The organism is Oceanobacillus sp. CFH 90083, from assembly GCF_009389585.1.
In the GTDB taxonomy this organism is placed as follows: Bacteria; Bacillota; Bacilli; order Bacillales; family Amphibacillaceae; genus Oceanobacillus.
This window is the reverse complement of record NZ_VIYG01000008.1, coordinates 60711-74391: the sequence shown is the minus strand read 5'-3', so window position 1 is coordinate 74391 and position 13681 is coordinate 60711. Positions and strand designations below refer to the sequence as shown.

The window sequence follows — 13681 nt, the reverse complement described above, 5'->3', positions numbered from 1 at the left end:
TTGTTATCTCTCATTATTTATAATAAGGTTTTAAAAAGTTTAAACTTCATTTTATATAAAATAAAGGGAGGACTTCTTTTGGAAGGTACCCAGACGATTAAAGACCTGATTGAATTGCATTATAATAATCTGTCCAAGAAGCAGCAAAAGGTCGCAAATTTTGTGTTAAATAATCCAACCTTTGTCGGCACACATTCCGCAGCTGAAGTTGGAAAAAAGGCTGAAACAAGTGAGACTACGGTTATCCGTTTTTGTTATACACTCGGGCTGAAAGGTTACGCACAGCTGCAAAAAGAAATCACTTTATTTGTATTTAACCAAAATACAGCAAGTACGCTTGGTAATTATTTTTCAGCCAAAAAGAAGCTTTTCAACGACCAGCAGCTGATCGAAAAAGCAATGGAAAAAGATATAGCGAAAATTAACAGAATTGCTGAACAAATAGATAAGGAATCATTTAATAAAGCAGCACATCAATTACATGAAGCAAAAAATATCTATATTATCGGGAGTGGCGCATCACAGTTCCCTGCCCAATGGCTGCATTTCACATTAAATATTCTCAGACCGAATGTATCGATTATTCATACAGATACACCACAGCTCATCCGGACCATGCAGGAAATCGATGAAAGCTCTGTGGTCATAGTGATTTCCCTGCACCGCTACTTTAAAGAACCGATTCAAATTGCCGAAGACCTTCATAAACGAGGAATAACCATACTGGCAATAACCGATTCCAAGCTGGCACCAATTCAAAAGCATTGTTCCCATGCTTTCACATTGGAACAAACAGAAAAATCAACCATTGACCTGATGCCATCACTTATTTCCTTTCTCAATCTGGTAGTAACGGGAATGATGACCTTTGATCCGGAATATTATGATAAGCAGCGTGTGAACTACGATGATTTTAATAATAGTTTTATTTCTGATAAATGGAGTTGAGAAAAATGACAAACCAACCATTAGCAGCGCAATTAGAGCCAATCTTTGAGCATTTACACAACAACTCGGAAATAAGCTGGAAGGAGACAGAAACAACAGCGTATCTCGTTAATCTTCTGCGTAAAGAGGGCTTAGAGCCGCAAACTTTTGATAATATGACAGGATTATATGTAGACATTGGAAAAGGAACGCCGACGGTCGGATTCAGAACCGATATAGACGCCCTATGGCAAGAGGTCGATGGAGAATTCCAGGCGAACCATTCATGCGGACATGATGGTCATATGACTGTAGCGCTCGGCGTCATTTTTTTATTAAAAGAGCTGGAGCCGACATTATCAGGGGCTGTTCGTATCCTTTTTCAGCCGGCCGAGGAAAAGGCTCAGGGAGCAAAAGCTTTTGTTGAGCAAGGTGTTGTCGACCCGCTTCAATTTTTATTTGGAGCACATGTCCGCCCGCTTATAGAATTAGAAGACGGAACCTATGCCCCAGCGCTGTATCACGGTGCGGCAAAGCTTTTCACCGGAGAGATTCACGGTATAGAGGCGCACGGCGCCAGACCGGAACAGGGAGCAAATGCGATTGAAGCTGCAGCTGCGCTGATTGATGGACTCAAACGAATTTGGATCAGCCCTGCTGAGTCTGCCTCTATCAAAATGACACAAATAAAGGCAGGCGGAACTTCAACAAATATTATTCCGGGCAGTGCTTCATTCAGTATCGATGCTCGTGCACAAACAAACGAAACAATGGACGTTTTGACAGCAGGCTTTGAAAAAGCTGTAGAAGCAGTCAGCACCCTATATGATGTTTCTATAGATTATCAAGTAGATGCCCATATTGTTGCAGCCCAAGTGGATGACACGGCAAAATCCCTTTTACAGCAGGCAATTATCAATGTGGCCGGAGAAGAAAATTGCGCACCGGAGGTTATTACACCAGGCGGAGAGGATTTTCATTTTTATACGTATTCCAAACCGCAGCTGCAAACAACGATGCTGGGTCTTGGATGCGGCGTCACTCCAGGACTTCATCATCCAAATATGACATTTAATCAAAAGCGCCTGCCAACCGGAGCAGAAATTATTACACAGGCACTTGTCCTGGCATTACAACAGACAAAGAAAGAAGCGATACAAAATGATTCAATATAAAGAACTGAAAACAATGGCAGAAATGGAACAAATGCAGGAGCTTGAAGGCAGGGTTTGGGGAATGGCTACCATCCCCACCCACCAGACGCTTACTGCCACCAAAAATGGCGGTATTATGGTCGGTGCTTATGCTGACGATGATTTAGTCGGCTTCAGCTACGGATTTGCGGGCTTCGATAACGGCAAAAGCTATTTATGCTCCCATATGCTTGGCATTGATCAGGAATACCGTTCCCGGGGCATCGGAGAAATGCTGAAGCAAAAACAGCGGGAGCTTGCTATAGAAAAGGGCTATGACATGATGAAATGGACATACGATCCTTTAGAAACCCGTAATGCCTACCTTAATCTGACAAAGCTGAACGGCATTTGTGATACCTATATTGAAAATTGCTATGGCAATATGCAGGACGGTTTTAATAAAGGACTTCCTTCAGATCGCTTTGAAATCCATTGGCACCTGAAAAGTCCATACGTGGTTGAGAAGCAATCCATAAATACAGAAAAACCGACAGCTCTTAACACACTAAGTTTTAACCAGGAAGGTTTACCAGTCTTTACGAAAGAGGTAGAACCCCCTCAATTGACTGAATATTCCTATTCCATCAGTGTTCCAAAGGATTTCCAAGGCTTAAAGGCAGCAAGCCAGGAGCTGGCGCTGGATTGGAGATTGAAAACACGGGAGCTGTTCCAGAAGCTCTTTCAAGCAGGTTATGCCGCTGTACGGCTGAAAACCTATGAAGACTACGGAAAATATATTTTTATAAGAAAAGATATCTTAGACCTTGGAGGACAACAATCATGAAAATTACAGAAATCACTATCCGTCATTTACAAATGAAGTTAAAAGCACCCTTTACAACTAGCTTTGGCACATTTACGAACAGAGACTTTTTATTACTGGAAGCAAAGGATGAAGACGGTACTGTCGGCTGGGGAGAATCCGTTGCATTCCATGCACCATGGTATAACGAAGAAACGTTGCAGACCAACTGGCACATGCTGGAGGATTTTTTAATTCCGCTTATTTTAAATAAAGAATTAAAGCACCCTGATGAAGTAAATGAAATCTTTTCTGCCATCCGCAAAAATAATATGGCAAAATCTACACTCGAAGGAGCTGTCTGGGATATTTACGCACAGCAGACCAATCAGCCCCTCGCAAAAGCATTAGGCGGAGCAAAAGAAAAAATTGAAGTCGGCATCAGTATCGGCATTCAAAAGTCCATTGAGGATCTCGTTGCTTTAGTAGATGGCTATATTAAAGAAGGCTATAAGCGCATGAAAGTAAAAATTAAGCCGGGCTGGGATGTAGATGTGATGCGTACTTTACGTGAAAAGTTCCCGGACACAGCCATTATGGCAGATGCCAACTCTGCTTATCGTTTAGAGGATATTGACCTGTTAAAGCAGTTAGATGACTTTGACCTGACCATGATTGAACAGCCTTTAGCATCCGACGATATTATTGATCATGCCCAATTGCAAACAGAACTGAAAACGCCAATCTGCCTGGATGAAAGCATTCATTCGCTGGAGGATGCACGTAAAGCTGTCGAACTGGGAAGCACAAAAATTATTAATATTAAAATCGGCCGTGTCGGCGGATTAACCGAAGCGAAGAAAATCCACGATTACTGCGCAGAAAATGGTATTCCGGTATGGTGCGGCGGCATGCTGGAATCTGGAATCGGCCGGTCTCATAATGTTGCTTTAACCACCTTGCCGAACTTTATCCTGCCTGGTGATACTGCCGGCTCCAGCCGCTATTGGGAAAAGGATATTATTGCACCGGAAGTAGTTGCAGAAAATGGGTATATCACCGTTCCAGCAACAGCTGGGATTGGTTATGAAATAGACCGGGAAGCTGTAGAAGCCTATACCGTAGCAAAGAAAGATTATAAATAAGGGAGATAAACCAATGAAAAAGAGTTTTCAAATAGGAAGTGCTTTTGTCGGTCTTATTGTCGGGGCAGGATTTGCTTCCGGACAGGAAGTGATGCAATACTTCACCAGCTTTGGTATCTGGGGTACGGTCGGTGGAATTGTCGCCACCCTCCTCTTCGTCTTTTTAGGTTACACCTTTGCCCAGCTGGGAACAGACCTGCAGGCAGCCTCCCATAAAGGCGTTATTTATCATATTGGCGGACGCTATATCGGGGCGATACTGGACATTTTAATTACCTTCTTCCTCTTCGGTGTGGCTGTCGTTATGTTTGCAGGCTCCGGGTCTACCTTTGAGCAGATGTTTGGCATCAACACCATGGCAGGAAGCATTATCATGGTCACATTGACCATCCTGACATTACTATTAAACACACAAAAGATTATTGGCATCATCGCAGCGATTACGCCTTACTTAATCGCCATCATCTTTATCATTTTAATCTATTCCATTTTCACAATGGATTTATCCTTTGCTGAAGCAGATGCCATAGCGAAAGAACAGGCTTCTGCAGCACCTAACTGGCTGTTAAGTGCCTTCCTCTACGTATCTTACAATCTGGCAGCAGGAGCAGCGCTGCTCATCGTTATGAGCGGCGGGGAGAAAGATCGTAAAGTTGCCGGTCTCGGAGGTATTTTAGGAGGAGTTATGCTTGGCGGATTGATTATCCTTATTCATATCGGAATGTTCGTAAAGATAGATGTGGTTGCAGGAATGGACATGCCAACTCTGGCATTGGCAGAACAAATTCACCCGATTGTCGGTGTCCTGATGGCGATTGCACTGCTTGGAATGATGTATAATACAGCAGTCGGCATGTTCTACTCCTTTACCGTACGATTTATTGCACCTGATAGTAAAGCCTATAAGCCTGCTGTAGTAATAATTGGATTAATAGGATTTGCAGCAAGCTTTGCCGGATTTACAACACTTGTCGGTAAGGTATATTCTACAATGGGTTATCTGGGATTTGCTTTGATTATTGCAGCGATTATTGCCTGGTTTAGGAGAGGTAAGCTAGCAGGGTAGTCAAAATTAAAATAAGATATGGCTGCAATTATTGACCATATCTTATTTTATTCTGTACTCATCATTTTAGAAATAAAGGTTTGAACTTTATCAAATTAACTCAAATTAAATAATAACCATTTTTAACCTTAACATAATTGTAACTTTAAAATAATATATACCCGCTGATTATAATTTTAGTTCTCACTATTTCCCTCTTTATTAATTTTAAAATATTCAAACAGAAACTCATTATACTCTTGTAGATTAGAGTAATAGTACCTATCATGAACTTCTAATTTTTCTTTTATCTTTGTCTTGTTACTCTTACAATATGGGCATATGATTGACTCTTTAATTTCTTTAAACACGTCCACTGTACAGTCATTAATTAATAAATCTTTAGAACAATCATTACACTTAACTTTATATGCAAAAAAAGTTTTTCCCTCATTAGATTTATGGTTAGGAACCTCATTGGAAAATATAATATTAACCATCAACCGAATAGCTTCCTTTATTGCCGATAAATTTTTCTCAAGCTTAATATCCAAATCCTTAAAGCAATACCATCCTTCTTGTTGTATACTTACTCCTTGAGTTGGCAGAGGATCTATTGGAGCAACTGTAAATTTAGCCCCTAAAGATCTTCTATGAACAAATTCATTCCTTAAATCGATAATCTCCTTAACTTCCTCACAAAAGTATAACTCTAATAATGCCTTAATATTTGTATTTGAAGAATATTTTTTCTTCATTGCTTTCACAAAAGAATTACTTTTTTTCTTAGTAGATATTTTTAATAATTTATGCTCTTTTTTTAATGTAGGTTCTATCTCTTTAATTTTCTTTTCTGGCAAACGTTTTATTACAGTTTTATAGCCATTTCCTGTCTCCACAAAATTAATATTATGACATTTCGCTTCTATAATTAGGTTCCTCATATCATTCCCTACAATTAAATCTGTTTGAAAAAAATGATTTAGAATAACAAATAAATACTCCCAAGCATTACAAATTCTAAACAAGGCATTTTCAGCATAGTATGCATGCGTTCTGAGATTGAAATCTGTATCTCTTGCTGCTGCAACACTAGTAGCAACTGATATACACAAATCATTATTATAATAGTGCTTTAACTCTTCAATCAATGGGAATGTACTAAAAAGCATCCCTAAGTCAGAGGTATAATTTCCCTCTAGTATTTCTGGTTCAAATTCATCTCTATAACTTTTAAGTAACTTCTCCATTCTATTCTTTATTTCTTCTTCAAAAATAAATTCGTTTACATCAAATTTTTTATGGGTAGAATAATCATTTTTTCTCTTATTTTTGTTCCATGAAAATTTTAATTTCAATAGTTTTCACTCCATAAATAAATTATATATTTTTTAATCTAACTGCTACTCTATTTAATATTATTTTCGTAGTATCATAAGTTCTATTTTATATCATATAACAAAACCTTTAAACCATCTGTTAGTGTAAGTTAATACATGGGGTCTTTATCAATCAATGTTTTGCCTCAAAATTTTTCGAACTGACGATAGAAATATATTCATTTTAATCCTCAAAAGTGAGTCTCATAAGGATTATTCTATCAATAATATTTTCAAGTCTTATTGTCTTTATCACTTCATTGTGGTAAGTTCTATTCATAATCAAAAATAAATAGCACCCCGTATATTCCCGGTAATATGGTCCGGGAGTCTCTACAGAGTAACCAAAAATTACTCTACTATGGACGGTTATTACAATAGAATAAACTGACAGAACAAGTACACGCAGAAGGGTGCTGTTTTTGTTGTTGATTCCAGTTAACCTAGTCGTCTATCAAAATAGGCGGCTTTTTCTATTTGCAGCTGATCAGGTCAAGCCTTTCATGTGTATTCTATTGTAATTGCCAGGATAACCAGCCTCTATTTACATCAACTCAAATATACGGGTGCAAATGGAGGAAATACATGGATATTTTAAAAGATATTTTGGCAGCATTAAGCGGCGTGCTGAATGGACTGCCTCAAGGTCTGCTGGCACTGGCATTCGGATTTGCTTCTGTCCCTACCGCTTTTGCATTTATTGTCGGTGCTGCAGGAAACGCCTTTACCGGGACAGTAGCAGTCATTTCCTTTCAAGCGGAGTCTATTACCGTTGCCGGTACGCTGGGAAAAAATATGAAAGAAAGGCTGTCCATGCTTTTCTTCGGAGCTTGTCTCATGGTGATCATCGGTGCTTTTGGCTTGCTGGAACGCATCGTTGAATGGATTGGTCCAGTTGTTACCACCGGGATGATGGCAGGCGTCGGTCTCATGCTGACCAAGGTGGCCTGGGATATGGCTAAGAAAGATAAACTGGCTGGAATTATTTCTTTTGCCAGTGCACTGGTTACGTATATCGCAACGCAGGATTTAGTTTATACCATTGCCGTTTCCGTGATTCTTTCCAGTATCATTTACTACTTTGTTCATAAAAATGATTCCACGGACACAGCCCCATCTCTGCCTAAGGAAAAGATAGCATTACAGTCCTTTGTCTTTAATCCGGCCGTTATTCGCGGCGCATTGGCTTTGGCCTGCTTAAACATTGGAGCAAATATCGCCTTTGGTAATATTAACGGTGCGATTGCTGAAAAAGGGGTCAATCTGGATGTTCTTACTGTTATCAGTGGTGTAGCTTCTATGGCCTCCGCTTTATTCGGCGGCGGACCCGTTGAGGTCGTTATTTCAGCGACAGCCAGCGCTCCTCATGCTGTTTGGTCGGGTGTCTTAATGATGGTTATTATGGCCGTCATCCTTCTCTTCGGTATTCTGCCGAAAATAGGAAAATACATACCAACCGCATCAATTGCAGGCTTCCTATTTGTGTTAGGGGCAGTCGTTACATTACCGGGTAATGCTATGGAAGCTTTAACGACAGATAGTTCCGGCGGCATTGTTGGAGCAACAACGATTGTGATAACATCCATCACTGACCCCTTTATCGGTATGGTAGCAGGTGTTGTGATGCAATTCTTAATTAATTTATTTGGATTCTAAAAAAGATGAGGTGAACAGAATGAAAACATTTAAGATTGATATACAAGGCTTAAAGAGGGTACTGCCCATCGTTGCTGTGGCAGAGGATTTAAACATTGCCAGCTTTGATATTTTAGGGGACACAGAATTAGTCACCTATCTTGCACCACTGCTGGCGGAAAAGCTGCCGGAAATTGACTATATTGTAACAGCTGAAGCAAAAGGTATCCCGCTGATTCATGAAATATCAAAAGTGCTGAAAATGGATAAATATATTGTTGCACGAAAAAGTATTAAACCATATATGCAGAACCCGCTGGTTAAGAAGGTAACCTCCATTACCACGCAAAAAGAACAGACATTATGCCTTGACGGTAAAGATGCAGCGTTACTTAAAGGACAGCGCGTTGCTATTATTGATGATGTGATTAGTACAGGTGAATCTGTACGTGCGCTGGAAGAGCTTTTAGAAGAAGCAGGGGCAAATGTATTGGCGAAAGCTGCTCTTTTGGCTGAAGGAAGTGCTGTTGAAAGGACGGATATTATCTTTTTGGAGGAATTGCCTTTGTTTTAGATTTATCGGTAAGGACCAATAGCCTGAAACATTGGGAAGCTTTCGTTTTAGGCTAATCTTATTTTTGCTTTTTTACTCTTGATATTAGAAGCGGGTATTTCTAGAATGTATTCTTCTTCAAGTGTCTTTCCAGCTATTCTTCTATATTCATTACTTCTTATCATTCCTTCTTATACTTGTTTTCAAATTCTCGTAAATTTTTTTAATCTTTATCAGAAATCTGATCTAAATAGGTAGACTTTCTAGAAATAATTTCTCCAGCATCAGGATCATATGAATCTAATCGTTTTCCATTAGATAAATGAACTTCATGGTGAAGATAAATATCAGTTTCTTTAGTTGTCTTATTAAACCGCCTTCCTCTTACCATCGGCGGATGAATTCTGCAATATGCACTGGCTTCGTGTAACCTTGCCTTGGGAGTCTTCCACACCTTTTTCAAAGAGATACTCCAAATCAACCTCTTTATACAGATTTTTATTCGAGTTATAAGTCTTTTTCATGCTGAAAGAGATCTTGAATGTTCTAACATTCAAGATCTCCAGTGATATTTCTTATCCCTAAATACAACTATTATTAAAAAAGGATTTAACCCCAGAAATCTTTGATTATAGTTGATTTGATTTCTCAAACATTTGAAAAGCTTCTTTTAATAATGCTCTCCGTTTATCATAATTTTATAAAAGTCAGCACTCTAATTCCATATTTTCATTCAATAAGTTATCTGGAGTAACTGTCACAATCCATCTGAACTAAACCATCAAATTCAACTATCCTTTAGTTAAGTTATCAACTTACTCATGTATTTCATTCATTAGTTTTTTCCTTGCATCCTTCCATTTTAATACAATATCTTTTAGCTTTAATGTATCTATATGAATAATTGGATATAGTTCATTATCATCAATTATTCCTTCAAACATATCCGATATTGTAGACTGATCTTTTCTTATTTCTAAAAGACTTCTTTCATTACCAATTTCTTCAAAGTCACTTTTTTCTTCCTCAACAATTTTTATTTTTTCCAGAATATCATCAATAGTAATTAAAGAGTTATCAACATTTAATAAATCTTCTAAACCGATATACTTTTTATCTTCAAAGTTAATAACTGGTCTTTTTTTAAATCCTTTTCTATCAAAAATTTCATAATTAATATTCATTACGCTCTCCTTTATCTATGGATATGTTGGAAATGCTGAAATTATTTGATTATTTTTATCAATATACATTGTAATTTCCATTCCATTCGATGCTCTTCCTACATAAGTATTTCCCCTGATCAATATTTTATTAGAAAATGCATGATTAATCTCATCAACAATTATTTGTGCATCCCATTCTTTTGGGAAAAATGAAGATTTTCCACTATTTCCGACTTTGGGTATTCCATTTATTTCCACATTAGCCTCATATACACCGTACTTATTAATTTCTGATTCAGTACCTGAAACGACTCTACCAGACGAATTTGGAGTGGATTCCGAATGAAATCCAACAGCTTGTCCTTTGCGATTTAGTTCACCCTCAAAAATATGTCCTAAACTACCTTTCCTGAAATTATCGGTATTTTGCAAATTATCTATTCTAGTAACTTTTCTTTCATATTCGCCAGTTCTTTTCCATTCTAATCTAGATTTAGGCGTTTCTCCCCTGCTTTCTTTTATACTAACATAAGTACGATATTTCCCTTCTACTAAAGGATCAGCAAATTTCCCATCTGAATCAAGCCCATTATTTTTCGCAGCTACAGAAGCATCCTCACTTGTATTTTTTCTATCTTGATTCTTTTTGGATGCATCCTGTGAATGATTTTTATTTGAACTTCTCCTTGTTAATCCTAGACCCGTAAAAGCGGCGAGAGAAGACCTCTGAAAAGTGGTAACATGTGCACCTGATTGCGCAATAACTTTATCTTTTCCTTCATATTCAATATCTGCTAAATAACTTTTTCCTTTTTTGTGAGCTTCCACATCTTTTTCAAGGAGATACTCCAAATCAACCTCTATATACAAATTTTCATCGAAGGCATCACCATATCTTTTGAGATAAGCTTGTAGTTCATCATCAAACACTCGATCGCCATTTTTTTCAATAAACCATCTATCCGTTGACCCTGACTTCCATAAACGCAGATCATAGGCGCTTAATTCTTCTATCATTTGAATATGATGTGCTTCTTCTGCTTCCAGTTTTTCTTGTAGTATTGTTTCCTCTCTGGTTTCCCATTTCGCTTCAATACCTTTTGTCCATGCTAAATCATTCACAGGTGGAATGTTAAAACGGCCACTTGCTGCACTCCAGGAAGTTTCTGCTTGTTGTACTCCACAATTAACAATGCCCTCCAGTTCCTTGATTTCCGAAAAAAACTGAGGAGAACGTTGATGAAAATCTATCAACCTATGCAGCTTTTCTTCTAAATATCTTTTAGAATCCATTAAGTTTTCCATTACCCTATCATTTACCCAGGATGAAGCGTTTTTAAAGACTCCGGAAATATCCGTTGCTTCCACCATATCCTGAAGCTCTTCTAAGTGCAGGATACGATTTTCTATTCGCTGAATTTGTGCTTCCAATTCAGCTGAATGTAAATCTCCACTATCCACTGTCGCCAGATATTGGTTAGGAAATTTCTGACATGCTTTACTGACTGCCTCAGATAATAAAATACCTGCTTTTGCCAACGGAATTAATACCTGTCCGTAAAATGCTTTGGCATTAGAATAGGTTTTTGATTTAAGCTGTGTGTCGGATGTGAATGCTTCTAAGGCATGAATAAGGCTTTGATACGCTTCTTGTTCCCGCTGACAAACCACAGCTACACTTTCCCCTTGTTCTTGTGCTGCTGCAACATACATAGCAATACTCATAAGGCGTCCTCATTCAGATACATTCGACGTTTTTGATGTGCCAGATCATCTTCCTCTTGATATAGCTGTCGTCTCTTATATAATAAAGATTCCTTCTCTTCATCAAGGCGGCTAAAAATGGCTTGTTCACTCTGTCGCAGACGATCCTGCTGCATTTGAAAAAATTCCCGCATCTCACTGTGCTGTTCTAAATCCCTATACATCTTCGTAATACGATGAAATAGCTCTTGATACCTCTCATCTATGTAGTCTACCCGTTTTCTTGATCTTTCCAGGTTATCAAACTTTTCTTCCAATTGATAGAATTGCTGTTTTATTTTTTGCAGTTCATCTTTTGGTTCCATCACTATTTCCCCTCCAGCGAGAGCGGGGATGAATCTATAAGGTCACGAATTTCTCGATCAGCTGCTTCAAATTCCTCCGCAACACGTTGAAGATTCTCACATGAATGGCGAACCACTTCAACAATTTGTTCCCGGCCATTTAATGCGAATTCGATTGCTTCCTGCGCTAATTGATTTCCAGCTACGGTTGTTCCTGTATCACGTATTACGGTACCTGCACTGGCAAGGTTATCTAATGAGATTATAATGTTCGTCGCAATTTGTTTCGCTGTTCCAGTATTACTTTGGATCACCCAAGTCATAAGAAATCCTTCCTTCCATATATATTAGTACCTAAATAATTAATACTATTCTACCATAAAAGGAAATGAAATTATAAAATAATTATGTTAAATAAAAAACCTGGATAAACAATTAGCTTGTCCATCCAGGTTCTATCCGTTTATGTAACGGCACCATTCTATTTTTCTTCTTACTTCAAATTCTCAATTCCCGTTTCCAACATTTCCATTTGCAACAGCGTCTGCTCATCCGTAATGGTTTTATCCTTCCCATTTATAACAGCTTCGTATACATCATCATATACTCTACCGTAATCACCATCTACAGATTTCACTTTTTCCTCATGCACCGTACCTTCTTCATCCACATATGTCAGTACACCATAATGATTGATTGTATCGATACCAAAATCCTTATTGTCAGGCATATAAAATAACTTCAGGTGTTCTTCCTGACGATCTTTTGTTTCTTTGATAAAACACCCCTTTTTGCCATGAACGACAAAGCTCGGTCTTTCTTTCACTCTAAAATAACTGGATTTCACAGATACTTTTAACCCGTCATAATACAAATCTAAATCGAAATAGTCATTCATTCGTCCCTGCCCCAGCAATTGTTTGACATCATAATGGATATCATCCGGCTTGCCAAAATAGCTGATTACCTGATCCAGTGTATGACAGCCGTGCCCATATAAAAAGGATTCATTCGGATCAAAAGAATCGGCAGACTCCGGTACTTCGGGACGGTAATAGTCATAGTGCATCTCCACTTCCAGCAAGTCGCCGAGTTTCCCTTCCTCGATCACTTTTTGAACGGTTAAAAAATCACTATCGAAACGTCTGTTTTGATACGTTTGTACAATTAGCCCTTTCTCCCTTGCCAGCGCAAATATTTCTTTTGCCTGTTCTGAAGTTTCCATAAAAGGCTTTTCAACTAGACAGTGCTTATTATGTTCCAAAACGCGTTTTGCGTATTCATAATGGCTGTCATGTTTTGTGCAAAGCACGATCAGTTGAATGTCCTCATCCTGTAATAATTCATCTAAATCAGAAGTATAATGCACTCCTTTAATCTTATCCCAGCTATCGCGGTCAGGATTTCTCCGATAAATTGTTTTTACCTTTATATTTTCTCTTTGCAGGACGAATGGCAGATGATATCTGTTCGTGCTTTTTCCGTTTCCAATATAACCAATTGTAAGCATAGATAGCAGCCTCCTAAAATAGATTTATATGCAGTTTCTTCTATTATTACGTATTATTTATATCAGGTCAAAGGCTTCCTTAATAATTGCGAACATATTTTCTCATTTAACAATAAACTAATACTTAAAAAAAGTATTAGAGTCATATAACCTCTTTTCCTTCCACCTGCCATCAAAAATTTCCTATAATCAACACAATAGTTCTACTATAGTAATAATAACTAAAAATACACAGAGACAGGAATAACGAGAACAGCGATGGATACGTTGAATTCAATTTTTTGATTATATTTTAGCCCGTACTCTTTACAAATAAGGCTATAGCTAAAGTAAAC

At 38.1% G+C, this 13681-nt stretch carries 14 protein-coding genes and 1 riboswitch; of the genes, 7 read left to right on the top strand and 7 right to left on the bottom strand.

Annotation, left to right across the window (positions count from 1 at the left end):
* The first annotated feature begins 78 nt into the window (after positions 1–78).
* Genes FLK20_RS13530 through FLK20_RS13510 form a run of 5 tightly spaced genes read left to right on the top strand, consistent with a single transcriptional unit; the run spans position 79 to position 5076 of the window.
* Positions 79–948 (top strand): MurR/RpiR family transcriptional regulator, encoded by an 870-nt coding sequence (locus FLK20_RS13530; protein ID WP_152657127.1) that lies wholly within the window; start codon positions 79–81, stop codon positions 946–948.
* Positions 949–953: 5 nt separating this feature from the next.
* The gene (locus tag FLK20_RS13525) at positions 954–2102 is read left to right on the top strand and encodes an amidohydrolase (protein WP_152657126.1); all 1149 of its coding nucleotides are present in this window, start codon (positions 954–956) and stop codon (positions 2100–2102) included.
* Positions 2089–2907, top strand: a complete 819-nt coding sequence (locus FLK20_RS13520) for a GNAT family N-acetyltransferase (protein ID WP_152657125.1) — start codon at positions 2089–2091, stop codon at positions 2905–2907. Before FLK20_RS13525 ends, FLK20_RS13520 begins: the two co-directional genes overlap by 14 nt.
* Complete coding sequence (menC, locus tag FLK20_RS13515; RefSeq protein ID WP_152657124.1) at positions 2904–4010, top strand: o-succinylbenzoate synthase; 1107 nt, start codon at positions 2904–2906, stop codon at positions 4008–4010. The genes FLK20_RS13520 and menC overlap by 4 nt, the downstream gene beginning before the upstream one ends.
* Positions 4011–4023: 13 nt before the next feature.
* Positions 4024–5076: a YkvI family membrane protein gene (locus FLK20_RS13510; RefSeq protein ID WP_152657123.1), complete on the top strand. Its 1053-nt coding sequence runs from the start codon at positions 4024–4026 to the stop codon at positions 5074–5076.
* 176 nt (positions 5077–5252) lie between these two features.
* Here FLK20_RS13510 and FLK20_RS13505 read toward each other — a convergent pair whose 3' ends face one another.
* Positions 5253–6413 (bottom strand): hypothetical protein, encoded by a 1161-nt coding sequence (locus FLK20_RS13505; RefSeq protein ID WP_152657122.1) that lies wholly within the window; start codon positions 6411–6413, stop codon positions 5253–5255.
* 301 nt (positions 6414–6714) lie between these two features.
* Positions 6715–6816: riboswitch (purine riboswitch) on the top strand.
* Between the two features lie 203 nt (positions 6817–7019).
* On the opposite strand from FLK20_RS13505, the gene FLK20_RS13500 reads away from it, so the two are divergent.
* Both FLK20_RS13500 and FLK20_RS13495 read left to right on the top strand, forming a co-directional pair.
* The gene (locus FLK20_RS13500) at positions 7020–8090 is read left to right on the top strand and encodes an NCS2 family permease (protein ID WP_152657121.1); all 1071 of its coding nucleotides are present in this window, start codon (positions 7020–7022) and stop codon (positions 8088–8090) included.
* A 19-nt stretch (positions 8091–8109) separates the two neighbouring features.
* Entirely contained in the window at positions 8110–8643 is a 534-nt protein-coding gene (locus FLK20_RS13495) for a phosphoribosyltransferase family protein (RefSeq protein ID WP_152657120.1), read from the top strand.
* A gap of 202 nt (positions 8644–8845) precedes the next feature.
* Here the strand turns inward: FLK20_RS13495 and FLK20_RS13490 are convergent, their stop codons facing one another.
* The 6 genes from FLK20_RS13490 to FLK20_RS13465 all read right to left on the bottom strand — a co-directional run bounded on the left by FLK20_RS13490 (position 8846) and on the right by FLK20_RS13465 (position 13346).
* The gene (locus tag FLK20_RS13490) at positions 8846–9085 is read right to left on the bottom strand and encodes a hypothetical protein (RefSeq protein WP_152657119.1); all 240 of its coding nucleotides are present in this window, start codon (positions 9083–9085) and stop codon (positions 8846–8848) included.
* Between the two features lie 352 nt (positions 9086–9437).
* Positions 9438–9806: a hypothetical protein gene (locus tag FLK20_RS13485; protein ID WP_152657118.1), complete on the bottom strand. Its 369-nt coding sequence runs from the start codon at positions 9804–9806 to the stop codon at positions 9438–9440.
* A gap of 15 nt (positions 9807–9821) precedes the next feature.
* Positions 9822–11327, bottom strand: a complete 1506-nt coding sequence (locus FLK20_RS13480) for an EndoU domain-containing protein (RefSeq protein WP_227995044.1) — start codon at positions 11325–11327, stop codon at positions 9822–9824.
* 182 nt (positions 11328–11509) lie between these two features.
* A complete protein-coding gene (locus FLK20_RS13475) occupies positions 11510–11860 on the bottom strand; it encodes a DUF3958 family protein (protein WP_152657116.1) in 351 nt (116 codons plus the stop codon).
* A complete protein-coding gene (locus FLK20_RS13470; protein WP_152657115.1) occupies positions 11860–12159 on the bottom strand; it encodes a TIGR04197 family type VII secretion effector in 300 nt (99 codons plus the stop codon). The genes FLK20_RS13475 and FLK20_RS13470 overlap by 1 nt, the downstream gene beginning before the upstream one ends.
* Positions 12160–12329: 170 nt before the next feature.
* Positions 12330–13346 (bottom strand): oxidoreductase, encoded by a 1017-nt coding sequence (locus FLK20_RS13465; protein WP_152657114.1) that lies wholly within the window; start codon positions 13344–13346, stop codon positions 12330–12332.
* Between the last annotated feature and the right edge of the window lie 335 nt (positions 13347–13681).